This is a genomic window from Nocardioides jejuensis (genome assembly GCF_004337475.1).
Taxonomy (GTDB): domain Bacteria; phylum Actinomycetota; class Actinomycetes; order Propionibacteriales; family Nocardioidaceae; genus Nocardioides; species Nocardioides jejuensis.
Genome location: NZ_SJZJ01000017.1, coordinates 53,143 through 68,136, shown reverse-complemented (window position 1 = coordinate 68,136; position 14,994 = coordinate 53,143). Strand labels below are relative to the sequence as shown.

The following is a 14,994-nucleotide window of genomic DNA, read 5'->3' as shown; positions in this document are numbered from 1 at the left end:
AGCGCTGTGCACCGGCGTGACAGAGGGGGAGGCGAGACCGACCCGTCCCGTGGGGACGCTTCCGATGGAGATCGCCTTGCCCAAGCCTGACGGTGGCCAGCCCACCCTGCACGACCTCGACGCCGCCCTGCCGTTCGTCGACCGCCACATCGGTCTGAGCCCGTCCGACATCGAGTCGATGCTCGCGACCCTCGGCCACGAGTCGCTCGAGGGCCTGATGGACGCCGCCGTGCCGGTGGGCATCCGACCGGCCGCGGACCTCTCGCTGCCCCCGGCGATGACCGAGTCCCAGGTGGGCGCACTCGCCCGCGAGCTGGCCGGACAGAACTTCCCGGGCGAGCCGCTCATCGGTCTGGGCTACCACGCCACGATCACGCCGCCCGTGATCCGCCGCAACGTGCTCGAGGACCCGTCCTGGTACACGGCGTACACGCCGTACCAGCCGGAGATCTCGCAGGGCCGCCTCGAGGCGCTCATCAACTTCCAGACGATGATCGGCGACCTCGCCGGTCTTCCGGTCGCGAACTCGTCGCTGCTCGACGAGGGCACCGCGGCCGCCGAGGCGATGACGCTGGTGCGTCGTGCCAACCGCAAGGCCGAGGGCCCGTTCGTGGTCGATGCCGATGCGCTCCCGCAGACCATCGACGTCGTGCGCACGCGCGCCGAGGCGATGGGTATCGAGGTCGTTGTCGCCGATCTGTCGCAGGGCATGCCGGCCGAGCTCGTCGGTGTCACCATCTGCGGCACGCTCATCCAGTACCCGGGTGCGTCGGGCCGTGTGCTTGACCCGCGCGCCGTCATCGAGGCGACGCACGCCCAGGGCGGTCTCGCCGTCGTGGCCGCCGACCTCCTGGCGCTGACCCTGCTCGAGGCGCCGGGTGCGCTCGGCGCAGATGTCGTGGTCGGCTCGTCGCAGCGCTTCGGCGTCCCGCTCTTCTACGGCGGCCCGCACGCGGGCTACATGGCCGTCGCCAAGGGCCTCGAGCGCCACATGCCCGGCCGACTCGTCGGTGTGTCGATCGACAGCGAGGGCCGTCCGGCGTACCGCCTGGCGCTCGGCACGCGCGAGCAGCACATCCGCCGTGAGAAGGCCACGTCCAACATCTGCACCGCGCAGGTCCTGCTCGCGATCACCGCATCGATGTACGCCGTCTACCACGGCCCCGCCGGCCTGACCGCGATCGCGACGCGCACCCACCGGTACGCCGCCGTCATCGCCGCAGGTCTCAAGGCGCTCGGCTACACCCTCGGTTCGGAGTCGTTCTTCGACACGCTCACGGTGGCGGCCCCCGGCCGCGCTGCGGCGATCGTCGCCAGCGCCCGCGCCGCGGGTCTGCACCTGCGTCTGGTCGACGCCGACACGGTCGGTCTGTCGACGTCGGAGACCACGACGCACGAGACGGTCGAGAAGGTGCTCGCCTCGTTCGGCCCGACCGTCGAGGGGACGACGTCGCTCGACCTGGACGAGCTCGACCGGATCACGCCCGACGCGCTGCCCGCCGAGCTGGGCCGCGCCACGGCGTTCCTGACGCACGAGGTCTTCCACACGCACCGCAGCGAGACGCAGATGCTGCGCTACCTGGCGCGCCTCTCGGGCCGCGACTACGCCCTCGACAAGGGCATGATCCCGCTCGGCTCGTGCACGATGAAGCTCAACGCCACCACGGAGATGGAGCCGATCTCGCTGCCCGGCTTCGCCGACCTGCACCCCTTCGTGCCGGCTGAGGATGCCGCGGGCTACCACCAGCTCGTCGCCGAGCTCGAGGGCTGGCTCGCCGAGGTGACCGGCTACGCCGCCGTATCGATCCAGCCGAACGCCGGCTCCCAGGGCGAGCTTGCCGGTCTGCTGGCGATTCGCGCGTACCACCTCGCCAACGGCGACACCCACCGCGATGTCTGCCTGATGCCCGCCTCGGCGCACGGCACCAACGCCGCGTCCGCGGTGATGGCCGGCATGCGGGTCGTGGTCGTGAAGTCCAACGACGACGGCACGGTGGACCTCGACGACCTGCAGGCGCAGTGCGACGCTCACTCCAACGACCTCGCCGCGATCATGGTGACCTACCCGTCGACGCACGGCGTCTACGAGGAGGGCATCACGCAGCTCTGCAAGATCGTCCACTCCCACGGTGGCCAGGTGTATGTCGACGGTGCCAACCTCAACGCGCTGCTCGGCCACGCGCGTCCGGGTGAGTTCGGCGGCGACGTCTCGCACCTCAACCTGCACAAGACCTTCTGCATCCCGCACGGCGGCGGCGGCCCGGGCGTCGGTCCGGTCGCGGTCGGCGCGCACCTCGCGCCGTACCTGCCGACGCACGCGCAGCACCCGCTCCCCGAGAAGCGCTCGGGCATCGGCCCGATCAGCGCTGCGCCGTACGGGTCGGCCGGCATCCTGCCGATCTCCTGGGCGTACGTGCGGCTCATGGGTGCGGCCGGTCTCACCAAGGCGACCGCTGCAGCGGTCCTCTCGGCCAACTACGTCGCCGCGCGCCTCGAGGAGCACTACCCGGTGCTCTACAAGGGCGAGAACGGCCTGGTCGCCCACGAGTGCATCCTCGACCTGCGCGGGATCTCCAAGGAGAGCGGCGTGACCGTCGACGACGTGGCCAAGCGCCTCATCGACTACGGCTTCCACGCCCCGACGATGTCGTTCCCGGTGGCCGGCACGCTGATGGTGGAGCCGACCGAGTCCGAGGACCTGGCTGAGCTCGAGCGCTTCATCGACGCGATGATCGCCATCCGTGGCGAGATCGCGAAGGTGCAGGCGGGGGAGTGGAGCCACGACGACAGCCCGCTGGCGCGCGCCCCGCACACGTCGCGTTCGATCGTGGGGGAGTGGGACCGCGGTTACTCCCGCGAGACGGGCGTCTTCCCCGCCGGCATCGACCCGGACAAGTACTGGCCGCCGGTCGGTCGCATCGACAACGCCTACGGCGACCGCAACCTGGTCTGTGCTTGCCCGCCGCCGGAGGCGTTCGCCGACTGACTCCGCCGAGACGGGGCTCGTGCCCCGGCGACACGGGCCTTGTGCCCACGTGAGACGGGCCTTGTGCCGGGAATTTCCCGTGCACAAGGCCCGTCTCGGCGTGGGGCGGTATCAGTTCAGCGACATGTTCGGCTCGCCGTATGCGTTGAGGCCGTTGGCGCCCCGCACGCAGGTGCCGCCCCGCGGGGTGCCTGCGTTGTACGCCTGGGCGACGCAGTTGGAGAGTGCTCCCTGTCCCCAGTAGTTCGGGTGCAGGGACTCCTGGATGTAGTAGTTGCCTGTCGCGGTGGCGGTGCGGATGGTGTTGATCCACTCGGTCTGGTCGACGGCTCCCGCCGACTGCCAGCTGCTCAGGCCCTTCTCCTCGAGGAGACCGACGGTGCTCTCGCAGAGCCGGCGGCCGTTGAACGCACTGCTCAGGTTGAGCGTCTTCACGTTGGTCAGCCCGGCATCGGTGGCGGCTCCGAAGACGGCGTTGTTGATGGTCGGGAGCAGGGTCGCGTTCGCGTAGTCGGCGTCGGCATTCCAGAAGCCGCAGCCGCCGGTGTTCTGCCGGGAGTAGCCGCTCTCGGAGTAACGGATGCCCGAGCCGTTGGGGAGCGGCGACATGTAGTTCTGGACGAGGAGCGTCCAGCTGTTGTCGGCGTACCCCGCGTTGCGCATGGCCGTGCGGATGTTGAGGAACGCGTTCTTGATGTCGGCCCGCCGCGCGCTCACGTTGGACGAGGACATCGCGTTGGTCACGATCGAGTCGTCCTTGCAGTAGTCCTTGAACCAGGTCGGCGAACCCAGGAAGTCGGTCACGCACTGCTGGACGATGCCGGCGAAGTTGAAGTCGTTGCCGCCGATGGAGACGGCGACCATCTTCACGTTGTGCGTGCTGGCGAAGTTCTGGAGCATGAGCGCCTGGCCCTGACCGGCGGACCCGTTGTAGAAGTCGAGGCCGGGCTTGAAGTTGCCGCTGCCGTCCGAGGCAACCGTGGCGGTCTTCGCTCCGGAGCAGGCCAGGTTGGTGGAGTTCACCCCACGGCCGATGTTGATCTCCGCGGTCCACGCGCGGTGGCAGCGGTTGATCACCTCCGCGGTGTGGTTGGCATTGTCGAAGTACGTCGCGCTGCCGCCGGCGTCGTGGAGCGTCTCGCCATTGTTGGTGTTGCCGGCCCAGCGGCCAGCCTCGCCCGAGATGTACGAATCGCCGACGGAGACGATCCAGGGCGACCCGACACCTGGACCGTCAGCCAGGGCAGGGGAGGGGACCGCCGTCAGGCCGGCCACGACGATGGTGGCGGTGCCGCAGGCACTGGCCATTGCTCGGGTAAGACGCATCAACAACTCCTGAGATGTGACGAGGATTACATCCGCAAGATACTGGCGAGTAGCCCCGGTGCATAGAGGTTGGACATCCAAGGTTCTGGTGGTGGGTTTCGCCCGGAAACGGCACAACTGGGGTGGCAGATCCGTCTATTCTTCAGCTGGGCAAATCATGGGAGGAGCGACGACAACCGTGGACGAGAAGCGCTGCGAGTGGTGCGGCACGTTGTCGCCGGCGGACGCCGTGAAGTGCACCCTGTGCCGGATTCCCTTCGGCGCTCCCGTGCCGCCGCCCCAGGACTGGAGCCACCTCACGGGCAACATCCCCGTGATCACGGCGCCGCTTCTGGAGACGCCTGCTCCGTCCGCTGTCACGGTGCCGGCACCTGCTGCGGCGCCTGTCCAGGTTGCTGTCCCGGTGAGCGTGCCGGCATCCCCCGACGTCTCGGCGCCTGCCGCGATGGAGGCGCCGGTTGCGCCCGCAGCGCCCGTGGCGCCCGCTCCTGCCGCGTCGGCAGCGCCGACTGCCCCTTCCGCTCCTGCTGCCTTCGTGCAGCACCCTGCGCCGACCCTGCCGACGCAGCGCGTCGCCGCCGAAGCAGTCCTGAGTGCGGTCGCTCTTGCGCCGCCGGAGGGTGAGGCACTCCCGGGTTGGCGTGCTCCGGACGACCCGACGCTGCGTGTCTTCGCCGACAAGCTCGAGGAGCGTGAGCTCCGGCGCCGCGGCGCCGCACGCATGTCGGCGCGGCGTGGTCGTGGTCGTCGACGTTTCGCGCGGCTGCTGGTGTGGCTGCTCGGAATCGGCCTGATCACGGCCTTCCTGCTGCTCGCCCCGGCTCACTTCCCGGTCTTCTGACCCCCTGCCGGCTAGCCGGCCGCTGAGGTGTCGTCGACGATCTCGGCCTCGACCGCGTCCTCGAGGTGGAGCGGAAGCTCGTCGCGGGACACCTCGCGCAGCGCCTCGAAGTCGGTCGCGACGATCCGCTTCGGCGTCTTGTCGATGAGCGTGGGGGAGGGGAGGAGCTTCCCCTCGTCGACCTGGTCGAGCTTGCGAGCAGTCACCAGGACGCGGGTCTCGAGCGAGCTCGCGAACGCGTTGTAGTGGCCCACGGCGCTCTCCAGCGAGCTACGCATCTTCTCGGCGTGGCCAGCGAGCGTGCAGATCCGGCGGTAGAGCTCCTGGCCGAGGTCGAAGAGGCGCTTGGCATCCTCGGTGAGGACGTCCTGACGCCAGGTGTAGGCGACGGTCTTGAGCACGGCCCAGAGGTTGGCGGGGGTGGCCAGCACGACGCCCTTGGCAAACGCATACTCGAGCAGGGAAGGGTCGACCTCGAGGGCAGAGCTGAGCAGCTGCTCGTTGGGGATGAAGGCGACCGTGAACTCCGGACTGGCCTCGAGGCCGGTCCAGTAGGTCTTGCCGGACAGGGCGTCGACATGACCGCGGATCTTCTTCGCGTGGTCCACGAGGAGTCGCTGGCGCTCGCCGGGGTCGACCGACTCGCGGAACGCCTCGACGAAGGACGAGTACGGCGCCTTGGCGTCGACGGCCATCTGCTTGCCACCCGGCAGGTTGACCACCATGTCCGGGCGGCGGGCGCCGGAATCCGCGGTGATCGATGCCTGCGTCGTGAAGTCGACGCGGGGGAGGAGCCCCGCAGACTCGACGAGCGTCTTGAGCTGCGTCTCTCCCCAGTAGCCACGGGTCGCGTTGTTGCCCAGCGCCGAGGCCAGGGTGTCGGCCGCCTTGCGTGACTCCTCGGCCGAACGCCGGGTGGTGCGGATCTGCTCGGCAAGCTCGCCGTGCTGCAGCGAGCGCTGCTTCTCCAGATCGTTGACCTGCTGCTGCATCGCTCGCAGCTGCTGAGCAACGGGGGCGACTGTCTTGAGGACCTGAGCCTGCGCGCTCTCGGCACGCTCACGCTCCAGCTGGTCACGGCGCTGCGTCTCGAGGAGCGCGCGGTGGTCGTCGCGAGCAGTGCTCAGGGCCTGCTGGAGCCCGGCCACCGTGTCGCGCAGGCCGCTGACCGTCGCCTCCGCGTGCGCGACATCGGCCTGGAGCGTTGCGCGGGCCTCGGACTCCTCCTGGCGGATCGCGGCAACGTCAGCCCGGTGACGGGCGGCGGCGATCTCCGGGTCCTCGACGACAGTGCCCGGCGCGGAGACAGAGAGCACGCGAGCCGCGAGCCAGCCCAGGGCTGCGCCGACGAGAAGGCCGAGGAGGAGACCGATCAGGAGCATGCTGCCATCCAAACAGTGACCACCGACAGAACTCCGCGCACACGCCGGGGTGCGGGGGAGAGGGCGGGGTAGGGTCGGCCCCGCTGGGCCGGCGTGCATCGGGTGCGTCGGCCGCTCTCGAGGAAGCGAGCAGGGACCATGGGCCTCTGGGACAAGATCAAGGACGGGCTGACCAACTCCAAGGGCGAGATCGCCGATGCGGCGCGTGACGCCGCGGCGAAGGCGCAGGAGCAGGCGGATGCCGCACGTCAGAAGGCGGACGACGCCGCACACGACGCCGGGCAGAGCACTCCGGAGCAGCCGCAGGCAGCGCCGGCGCCGCACATCGAGCCGAAGGCCGACGAGCCCAAGGCAGCTCCGCACGTCGACGAGCCGGTGAAGCCGAAGAAGCGGTTCAAGGAGTACACCGTCGTCTCCGGCGACACCCTGTCCGAGATCGGCGCCCGCTTCGGCGCCGACTGGCACGAGATCGCGCGGATCAACCACATCGAGAATCCGGACCTCATCTTCCCGGGCCAGGTCTTCAAGATCCCGGTCGACTGACCACACCGCACCGACGACGTACGACGGCCGCGACTCCCGCCTGGGGGCCGCGGCCGTCCGCGTACTGTCGCCTCATGAGTGACACGCATCGTGAGGTCGAGCTGGAGAAGATCGGGCCGGCGCGCTTTCGCGCCACCAACGCGCGCGGGGGAGTCGTCACCCTCGGCGGCGGTGATGACCCGGACTTCACGCCGGTCGAGCTGCTGCTTGCGGCACTTGCGGGGTGTGCGGCTGTGACCGTCGACCCCATCACGGCGCGGCGCGCGACGGCGACGACGTTCCGCGTGAAGGCCGAGGGGGAGAAGGTGCGTGACGAGACCGGCACCCGGATGACCGAGCTGACGGTCACCTTCGAGGTCGAGTTCCCCGAGGGGCCCGACGGCGACGCGGCCCGCGCCGTACTGCCGTCAGCGATCCAGCGGACGCACGACCGGCTCTGCACCGTCAGCCGCACTGTGGAGACGGGAGAGCCGGTCGTGATGCGCTGAGACGGGCTTCGCCCAGCCTGCTGCGCGTGTCAGCTGACGACGACGTCCGTGATGGTGACCGGCTGGTTCGGCTTGCCGCCGCCGTACGGGTTGGAGCCGTCGTCGCCCTTCGCGCCAACGCCCTTGAGGATCTTGATCGCGGCAGCGTCGAGGTGGCCGAAGACCGTGTAGTCGGGGGTCAGGCTGCTGTCGGCGAAGACGAGGAAGAACTGCGAGCCACCGGAGTCGGGCTGGCCGGTGTTGGCCATCGCGATGGTGCCCGCGGGGTAGGTCTCCTTGCCGGTGATCTCGTCCGGAATCGTGTAGCCCGGGCCGCCACTCGTCGTGCCGGTCGGGTCGCCGCACTGGAGCATGCCGAAGCCCGGGGTGTTCGCGAGTCGCGGACACGACGTGTCGTCGTAGAAGCCCTGCTTCGCGAGAGACAGGAACGAGTTGACCGTGCAGGGCGTCGCCTTGCCGTCGAGGGTGATGCCCAGGTCGCCGACGTTCGTCTTGATGGTGGCAGAGACGGCGTTGTCGACGGTCGGCTCCGAGCTGGGGGCCTTGACGTCGCGCGCAGCCTGTCCGGACGACGGGTACGAGCACGTCGCATCGCCAGCCGACGTCGGCGCCTTCTGGGCGTCGGTGTCGCTGCCGCACGCAGTGAGTGCAGCAGCCGGAATCAGGACGAGCGAAGCGGCGGCCAGCGCCGTACGGGTCAGCATGCCGGTGACTGTAGCGGGGAGGGGTTCGGCGTACGACGAGGCTCTTCCACGTATGCGTAATGACATAATGTCCATTATCGGAACAATCATGATGTGCGTCGGGAGGGGCTGTTGTCGGACCCCGCTGTCAGAATCGCTCTCATGGAACGCGTACTCGGCATCGGTGGTTTCTTCGTGCGCGCTGAGGATCCTGACGCGCTGACAGCGTGGTACCGCGACGTGCTGGGCATCGACATGGCGGCGTACGGCGTCTGGACGCAGGAATCCGGGCCGACCGTCGTGGCGGCGTTCCCCGCTGACACGGATTACTTCGGTGCGCGCGCCCAGCAGGTCATGCTCAACTTCCGGGTCGCCGATCTGGACGCGATGCTCGCGCAGTTGGCTCAGAACGGCTCTCACAGAATCGGCGAGATCCAGGAGATGGACGGAGTGGGCCGCTTCGCCTGGATCAACGACCCTGCGGGCAATCGACTCGAGCTGTGGCAGCCAGCCTGACGACAGGTTGACGTAACGTCTAGTCGTCACGCTAGACAGGCATCAGTACCAGCCGAACTTCTCCGAGTGCGCCCAGGCGGCGTGCGGGCTGCCGTACCTGGCGCCGATGTACGCCAGGCCCCAGCGGATCTGCGTCTCCGGATTGGTCTTCCAGTCAGCTCCGACCGCCGCCATCTTGCTGGCCGGCAGTGATTGCGGGATGCCGTAGGCGCCGGACGAGCGGTTCTCGGCGACCTGGCTCCAGCCGGACTCTCGCTGCCAGAGGGCGTCGAGCGCGGGCCATTCCGAGGCAGGCCAGCCGAAGTCGAGCAGCAGGTGATAGCCGAGTGCCCGGTTGGTGCCCGGCTGGACGCTCGTGGGCTGGGGTGCGGATCCGCCGCCGGCGGCAAGGTTCTGCGCGATCCGCTCGGCCGTGTTGGCCAGCTGCCGCATGATGTCGCCGTCGCTCACGCTCATCCGCGCCTGTGTCATCGCCGAGAGCTGCGCCTGCGACAGCGTCCGGTCGCGGTTGCGTGACACCTCTTCGTGCTGGACTGGCGGGGTAGCGGACGAGGTGGCGGAGGGGCTGCCACTCCCCTGCGCCGGGGCCCGGTCCGCCGCGGACACGCCAGGAGACGGCGCCAGCAGCGGCTCGCAGGCGGAGAGCGCGAGGACGCTGAGCGCGGCCGCAACGCCGAGCGCCCTGCGCCCGGGCGCGACGCCGCGCCGACTCACCCCGTCCTGTGCCATGCCGGGACGCTAACCCACACCCGCGCCCGAGTGGGAGGCTTCACTCGCTATCGTCGCCGACATGCCGCACATCCACGTCGTCGCCACGGGCGGCACGATCGACAAGATCTACTCCCGGGCGGGCGAGCTCGAGATCGGTGAGCCGTCGGTCGACGCGCTGCTCGCGCCCGTCCTGACCGACCTGACGTACGACGTCTCCCCCGTGCTCGCCGTGGACAGTCTCGACATGACTGACGCCGACCGCGTGGTGCTGTGCCAGGCGATCGACGCCCTGCCGGGGCGTCATGTGGTGGTCACGCACGGCACGGACACGATGCCCGAGACCGCGGCGTTCCTCGACGCCCATCTGGCGGCGGCAGACCAGACGGTGGTGCTGACCGGTGCGATGCAGCCGGCCGCCATGGGGCGCAGCGACGCAGCGTTCAACCTCGGGGCGGCAATGACCGCCGTGCAGCTCCTGCCCGCCGGTGTGCACATCGTGATGAGCGGCCGCGTCTTCCCCGCCGGGAAGGTGGCCAAGGACCGCGGGCGTGGCGTGTTCGTCGACGCTCCCTGAAAAAGTTCGGACAACTGGTCAGAAATCGCCGTCACGCACTCCCCCGTGCCCCGTCTCACCTGTGTCGAGCACGTCAGAGGAGAGCAAGCCATGTGGGACACCGTCGAGGAGAGCACCGTCCACCTCGCACACGATCTTCCGTGTACGGCGTGTGGTCACGCCGTCCACGTCTACCTGCCCTGCGATCGCTGCAGCTGCACGCCGCCTGACGCACCCGGCGTCGCGCACGCCTGACCTCTCGGCGCCCGATGCGCCACCGGTTCACGAATTCGTCATGAACCGGACCGCTCGCCTCCGTACGCTCGCGAGGGTGGACCGACGTACCCGCCTCCTGTACGCCGGCGCAGGCCTTGCCTCGATCGCTGCAGCAGCGGCCCGGCTGCCCTTCGTCGACGACGTCGCCACCCATGATGAAGCCGGCTTCCTCGTCCTGGCCCGCCAGTGGCACCCCGGCAGCAGCCTCTACGGCGACTACTGGGTCGACCGGCCACCCCTTCTCCTGCTCCCCTACCGGCTCGCTGACGCCGCGGCGAGCGTTGTCTTCCCCGTGACCGCCCTGCGGTTGATCGCCTGCGTCGCCGTGATGGTCACGGTGCTCCTCGCGGCAGCAACCGCGTACCGCGTGGCTGGCCGTCGTGCTGTCCTCCCCGCTGCGTTGGTCACCGCGGCCCTGCTGGCCAACCCGCGTGACGGCTCCCAGGTCGTCGACGGCGAGCTGCTGGCTGCGCCGTTCGTCGCGCTCGGCCTGTGGGCGTGGACCGGCGCCCTCCAGACCCGTCCCGTACGCCGTGGCCTGCTGGCCGGCGCAGCGGCGGCCTGCGCGGTGCTGGTCAAGCAGAACATGATCGACGTGGGCGTCTACGCCGTCGTCCTGCTGGTCGTGCTGGCACTGCGCCGCGACCTTCCACGTGATCGCTGGCGGGATCTCGTCCGCGCCGTCGCGGCCGCAATCGTCGGCGCAGCGGTCGCCATGGGCGCGGTGCTCGGTCATGCCGTCTGGGCCGGCACCGACCTCCCGGCGCTCAATGACGCGATGTTCCCGTTCCGGGTCCAGGCGCACGCTGCGGCCGCACGGATGTCACAGGCCAACGGGCGGCCGACCGAGCTGGTCCGGGTCGCGCTGGTGTGTGGGCTGCTCCCGGTCCTGGCCTGGTCGCTGGTCGTTCTGCGACGTCGCGTGCTCGACCCCGCTGTGCTGGCGCTGCTCGTCGTCCTTGTCTGGGACGTCACGTCGATCGTCGCCGGCGGTGGCTCCTGGACCCACTACCTGGTCCAGCTGATGGTGCCGCTCGGGGTTCTGGCCGGCATCGCCGCAGCGACTCCCACGCACGGGTGGCTCACGCATCGCGTGACCGCTGCCGTCGCTGCCGTCGCGCTGGTGGCCTCGGTCGTCCCGGGGATCGCCTGGGAGATGCGCCACCCGGTCCACTCCCCCGAGATGCGGCTCGGCCGCTCGATCGCCGCGGTGGCGTCGCCCGGCGACACCATCGTCAGCCTCTACGGCAGTCCGGAGGTCGAGTTCGGATCCGGGCTCGAGTCGCCGTACCCCTATCTCTGGATCCTTCCGCTGCGCGTCAAGGACCCAGACCTCGCCGATCTGTCCGCCCTGCTCACCAGTGATCGGGCACCGACGTGGGTCGTGGTCACCAGCGAGCCGGGCCGGGTCCGCCCCCTCCTGGAGGCCCGCTATCGCGATCTCGGAGAGGTCTGCGGCGTCGACGTACGCGTGCTGGCCTCGGTGGAGCGGCCGCCACTGGTGTGTGTCAGCCCTCGCGGGTCATGAACACGGAGTTCGGGTCCGGCCGGTAGCCGCCGAACGGCTCGCACACCACGAAGCCGTGGCGCTCGTAGAGCCTTCTCGCCGGCGCGAAGTAGTCCTCGACGCCGGTCTCGAGCGAGATGCGTACGGCGCCACGACGCGTCGCCGCGCCGAGCAGGTGCAGCAGGATCGCGGCACCGGTGCCGCGGCCGCGGTGCGCACGCGCAGCCCGCATCGACTTGATCTCGAGGTGGCCGTCCCCGAGATCGCGCAGCGCGCCGCACCCGAGCAGCGTCTGCTCGTCCCACGCGCTGTAGAACGTGATGTCGGGGGCACGCAGGGCATCGAGGTCCAGCGCGTGCACCGACTCGGCCGGCGACGTGGCGTACATGTCCGCGAGGTGCTCGGCCAGCAGGGCCTGCACCTCGCCGCCGCTCAGGTCGTCGTGGCGGATCTCGAGCCGGTCGTTCACGGCTGCAGCATCACCTTGATCGCACGACGCTCGTCCATCGCCTGGTAGCCCTCCGCGACGCCCTCCAGCGGAAGCGTCATGTCGAAGACCCGGCCGGGGTCGATGGTGCCGTCGAGGACCAGGCCGAGCAGCTCGGGGAGGTACTTCCGCACCGGCGCCATGCCGCCTGCCAGACCGACGTTGCGCCCGAACATCGTGCCGACCGGCAGCACCACACCGTGCGGGACTCCGACGAACCCGACCATCGAGCCGGGCCGGGCGGCGTGGAAGGCGGTCTTCATCGAGTCGTCGGTGCCGACGCACTCGAGTACGGCGTCGGCGCCTGCTCCGCCCGTGAGCTCGAGCACCGCCGCGGTCGCCTCCTTGCCGCGGACAGCGACGATGTCGGTCGCGCCGAACGCCTTCGCGATCTGCTGGCGGGGCTCGTGGCGGGACATCGCGATGATCCGCTCTGCGCCGAGCTGCTTCGCGGCGAGGACGCCGCAGAGGCCGACGGCTCCGTCGCCGACGACGACCGCCGTCCCACCCGGGCGTACGCCGGCGGCGACAGCAGCGTGCCAGCCTGTCGGCATGACGTCGGCCAGGGCCAGCAGCGACGGGATCAGCGAGGCATCCGGCGTGCCGGGCACTGCCACCAGCGAGCCGTCCGCCTGCGTCACGCGGGCGTACTCGGCCTGGCCGCTGACGGTGAAGCCGAGGTTCACGCAGGCGGACTGCATCCCGGCGGCGCAGTGCACGCAGGTGTTGTCACAGTGGTCGAACGGGACCACGACGAAGTCGCCGACCTTGATGTCGCGGACGTCGGCGCCGACCTCCTCGACGACCCCGATGCACTCGTGGCCGATCGTGTTGCCGGCAACGACCGGGTTCTCGCCCCGGTAGGGCCAGAGGTCCGAGCCGCAGATGCAGCCCGCGACGACCTTCACGATCGCGTCCGTGGGCTTCTCGATGCGGGGGTCGGGCACCTCGGAGAGGCGGATGTCGCGGGTGCCGTGGATCGTTGTTGCGCGCATGGGAACGATCCTTGCACTTTCACGGAAATCTGACTCACCGACGTTCTGACCGGCACCTGGTGGCGCCGCTCCCCCGGCGCGCCTGACGCGTCGTTCCATTGACGTATCTCATATCTGAGATACCTTGGAGGCATGACCGAGGACTACCTGGGACGCATCGGCAACCTGATCCGCGACGCCCGCAAGCACCGTGGCCTGACCCAGCAGCAGCTCGCTGATCTGCTCGGCACCAGCCAGTCTGCGGTCAACCGGATCGAGAAGGGCCACCAGAACCTCTCGCTCGAGATGCTGGCCCGCATCGGTGCTGCCCTCGACTCCGAGATCGTCTCGCTCGGCGCCGGCCCCACGCACCTGCGGATCACCGGCCCCACGAAGCTCTCCGGCACCATCGCCGTCAAGACCTCGAAGAACGCCGGCGTCGCGCTGCTGTGCGCCTCCCTCCTCAACAAGGGCCGTACGACGCTGCGCAAGGTCGCCCGGATCGAGGAGGTCAACCGGCTGATCGAGGTCCTCGAGAGCCTCGGTGTGCAGACCCGCTGGCTCAACGACGACAACGACCTCGAGATCATCCCGCCGGCGGTGCTCGACCTGTCGAACATCGACGAGGCCGCGGCCCGTCGTACGCGCTCGGTGATCATGTTCCTCGGCCCGCTGCTGCACCGTGAGGAGGAGTTCGCCCTCCCCTACGCGGGCGGCTGCAACCTCGGAGAGCGCACGGTCGAGCCGCACCTCTCGGCACTGCGTCCGTTCGGCCTCACGGTCAAGACGACCGACGGGTCCTACAACGCGTCGGTCAACCGGACGGTCGAGCCGGGCAAGCCGATCGTCCTCACCGAGCGTGGCGACACCGTGACCGAGAACGCGCTCATGGCGGCCGCGCTCCACCCGGGCACCACCGTCATCCGCAACGCCTCGTCCAACTACATGGTCCAGGACCTCTGCTTCTACCTGCAGAAGCTCGGCGTCACGGTCGAGGGTGTCGGCACCACGACCCTGACCGTCACGGGTCTCGCCGAGATCGACGTCGACGTCGACTACGCGCCGTCCGAGGACCCGATCGAGGCGATGTCGCTGCTCGCCGCCGCGATCGTGACCGAGTCCGAGATCACCATCCAGCGGGTGCCGATCGAGTTCATGGAGATCGAGCTCGCGACCCTCGAGGAGATGGGCCTGCGCTACGCCATCTCGGAGGAGTACCTCGCCGAGAACGGCCACACGCGCCTCGTCGACCTGACGCCGAAGCCGTCCAAGCTCCGCGCGCCGCTCGACAAGATCCACCCGCTGCCGTTCCCGGGCCTCAACATCGACAACCTGCCGTTCTTCGCGGTGATCGCGGCCGTCGCGGAGGGCCAGACCCTGCTGCACGACTGGGTCTACGAGAACCGCGCGATCTACCTGACCGAGCTCACCAAGCTCGGCGGCAACGTCAAGCTGCTCGACCCGCACCGCGTGCTCGTCGAGGGTCCGACGCACTTCTCCGGCACCGAGATCGTCTGCCCGCCGGCGCTGCGTCCGGCCGTCGTCATCCTGCTCGCGATGCTCGCGTCGAAGGGCACCAGCGTGCTCCGCTCGACGTACGTCATCCACCGTGGTTACGAGGACCTGGCCGAGCGGCTCAACGAGCTCGGCGCCAACATCGTGACGTTCCGCGACATCTGACACAGACGTACGACGAGCCCGCCGCGACCTGGTCGCGGCGG

The 14,994-nt window shown here is 69.7% G+C and carries 14 protein-coding genes; 8 read left to right on the top strand and 6 right to left on the bottom strand.

What is annotated here, in order from left to right:
• Positions 1-64: 64 nt before the first annotated feature.
• Entirely contained in the window at positions 65-2,986 is a 2,922-nt protein-coding gene (gcvP, locus tag EPD65_RS11090; RefSeq protein WP_131584111.1) for an aminomethyl-transferring glycine dehydrogenase, read from the top strand.
• Positions 2,987-3,097: 111 nt separating this feature from the next.
• Here the strand turns inward: gcvP and EPD65_RS11085 are convergent, their stop codons facing one another.
• Complete coding sequence (locus EPD65_RS11085) at positions 3,098-4,312, bottom strand: SGNH/GDSL hydrolase family protein (RefSeq protein ID WP_243640553.1); 1,215 nt, start codon at positions 4,310-4,312, stop codon at positions 3,098-3,100.
• A 178-nt stretch (positions 4,313-4,490) separates the two neighbouring features.
• On the opposite strand from EPD65_RS11085, the gene EPD65_RS11080 reads away from it, so the two are divergent.
• Positions 4,491-5,153 (top strand): hypothetical protein, encoded by a 663-nt coding sequence (locus tag EPD65_RS11080; RefSeq protein WP_131584109.1) that lies wholly within the window; start codon positions 4,491-4,493, stop codon positions 5,151-5,153.
• An 11-nt stretch (positions 5,154-5,164) separates the two neighbouring features.
• Here EPD65_RS11080 and EPD65_RS11075 read toward each other — a convergent pair whose 3' ends face one another.
• Positions 5,165-6,535 carry a DNA recombination protein RmuC gene (locus EPD65_RS11075; RefSeq protein WP_131584107.1) on the bottom strand — a complete coding sequence of 457 codons (1,371 nt, stop codon included), beginning with the start codon at positions 6,533-6,535 and terminating at the stop codon, positions 5,165-5,167.
• Between the two features lie 138 nt (positions 6,536-6,673).
• Between EPD65_RS11075 and EPD65_RS11070 the strand changes: the two genes are divergently transcribed.
• Positions 6,674-7,078 carry a LysM peptidoglycan-binding domain-containing protein gene (locus EPD65_RS11070; RefSeq protein WP_131584105.1) on the top strand — a complete coding sequence of 135 codons (405 nt, stop codon included), beginning with the start codon at positions 6,674-6,676 and terminating at the stop codon, positions 7,076-7,078.
• Between the two features lie 74 nt (positions 7,079-7,152).
• Positions 7,153-7,566, top strand: coding sequence for an OsmC family protein (locus EPD65_RS11065; protein ID WP_131584104.1), 414 nt, complete (start codon positions 7,153-7,155; stop codon positions 7,564-7,566).
• Between the two features lie 29 nt (positions 7,567-7,595).
• On the opposite strand, the gene EPD65_RS11060 is transcribed toward EPD65_RS11065, so the two are convergent.
• On the bottom strand, positions 7,596-8,270 hold the full coding sequence (locus EPD65_RS11060; RefSeq protein ID WP_131584102.1) for a peptidylprolyl isomerase: 675 nt from the start codon (positions 8,268-8,270) through the stop codon (positions 7,596-7,598).
• Positions 8,271-8,411: 141 nt separating this feature from the next.
• Here EPD65_RS11060 and EPD65_RS11055 point away from each other — a divergent pair, with 141 nt between their 5' ends.
• A complete protein-coding gene (locus tag EPD65_RS11055) occupies positions 8,412-8,765 on the top strand; it encodes a VOC family protein (protein ID WP_131584100.1) in 354 nt (117 codons plus the stop codon).
• A 42-nt stretch (positions 8,766-8,807) separates the two neighbouring features.
• Here the strand turns inward: EPD65_RS11055 and EPD65_RS11050 are convergent, their stop codons facing one another.
• Entirely contained in the window at positions 8,808-9,494 is a 687-nt protein-coding gene (locus tag EPD65_RS11050) for an aggregation-promoting factor C-terminal-like domain-containing protein (RefSeq protein WP_131584098.1), read from the bottom strand.
• A gap of 61 nt (positions 9,495-9,555) precedes the next feature.
• Here EPD65_RS11050 and EPD65_RS11045 point away from each other — a divergent pair, with 61 nt between their 5' ends.
• Both EPD65_RS11045 and EPD65_RS11040 read left to right on the top strand, forming a co-directional pair.
• A complete protein-coding gene (locus EPD65_RS11045; protein WP_131584096.1) occupies positions 9,556-10,050 on the top strand; it encodes an asparaginase domain-containing protein in 495 nt (164 codons plus the stop codon).
• A 310-nt stretch (positions 10,051-10,360) separates the two neighbouring features.
• Positions 10,361-11,833, top strand: a complete 1,473-nt coding sequence (locus EPD65_RS11040; protein ID WP_165872976.1) for a glycosyltransferase family 39 protein — start codon at positions 10,361-10,363, stop codon at positions 11,831-11,833.
• Here EPD65_RS11040 and EPD65_RS11035 read toward each other — a convergent pair.
• Positions 11,814-12,281, bottom strand: a complete 468-nt coding sequence (locus EPD65_RS11035; RefSeq protein WP_243640552.1) for a GNAT family N-acetyltransferase — start codon at positions 12,279-12,281, stop codon at positions 11,814-11,816. The genes EPD65_RS11040 and EPD65_RS11035 overlap by 20 nt on opposite strands.
• The gene (locus EPD65_RS11030) at positions 12,278-13,294 is read right to left on the bottom strand and encodes a zinc-dependent alcohol dehydrogenase family protein (RefSeq protein ID WP_131584092.1); all 1,017 of its coding nucleotides are present in this window, start codon (positions 13,292-13,294) and stop codon (positions 12,278-12,280) included. The genes EPD65_RS11035 and EPD65_RS11030 overlap by 4 nt, the downstream gene beginning before the upstream one ends.
• A gap of 132 nt (positions 13,295-13,426) precedes the next feature.
• Between EPD65_RS11030 and EPD65_RS11025 the strand changes: the two genes are divergently transcribed.
• Complete coding sequence (locus EPD65_RS11025; RefSeq protein ID WP_131584090.1) at positions 13,427-14,953, top strand: UDP-N-acetylglucosamine 1-carboxyvinyltransferase; 1,527 nt, start codon at positions 13,427-13,429, stop codon at positions 14,951-14,953.
• Positions 14,954-14,994 lie beyond the last annotated feature (41 nt).

Excerpts from the sequence above, each read along its gene's own strand:
- EPD65_RS11075 (WP_131584107.1), bottom strand. The coding sequence starts at position 6,535 with ATGCTCCTGATCGGTCTCCTCCTCGGCCTTCTCGTCGGCGCAGCCCTG.
- EPD65_RS11085 (WP_243640553.1), bottom strand. The coding sequence starts at position 4,312 with ATGCGTCTTACCCGAGCAATGGCCAGTGCCTGCGGCACCGCCACCATC.
- EPD65_RS11025 (WP_131584090.1), top strand. The coding sequence starts at position 13,427 with ATGACCGAGGACTACCTGGGACGCATCGGCAACCTGATCCGCGACGCC.
- EPD65_RS11050 (WP_131584098.1), bottom strand. The coding sequence starts at position 9,494 with ATGGCACAGGACGGGGTGAGTCGGCGCGGCGTCGCGCCCGGGCGCAGG.
- EPD65_RS11030 (WP_131584092.1), bottom strand. The coding sequence starts at position 13,294 with ATGCGCGCAACAACGATCCACGGCACCCGCGACATCCGCCTCTCCGAG.
- gcvP (WP_131584111.1), top strand. The coding sequence starts at position 65 with ATGGAGATCGCCTTGCCCAAGCCTGACGGTGGCCAGCCCACCCTGCAC.
- EPD65_RS11065 (WP_131584104.1), top strand. The coding sequence starts at position 7,153 with ATGAGTGACACGCATCGTGAGGTCGAGCTGGAGAAGATCGGGCCGGCG.
- EPD65_RS11060 (WP_131584102.1), bottom strand. The coding sequence starts at position 8,270 with ATGCTGACCCGTACGGCGCTGGCCGCCGCTTCGCTCGTCCTGATTCCG.
- EPD65_RS11045 (WP_131584096.1), top strand. The coding sequence starts at position 9,556 with ATGCCGCACATCCACGTCGTCGCCACGGGCGGCACGATCGACAAGATC.
- EPD65_RS11055 (WP_131584100.1), top strand. The coding sequence starts at position 8,412 with ATGGAACGCGTACTCGGCATCGGTGGTTTCTTCGTGCGCGCTGAGGAT.
- EPD65_RS11070 (WP_131584105.1), top strand. The coding sequence starts at position 6,674 with ATGGGCCTCTGGGACAAGATCAAGGACGGGCTGACCAACTCCAAGGGC.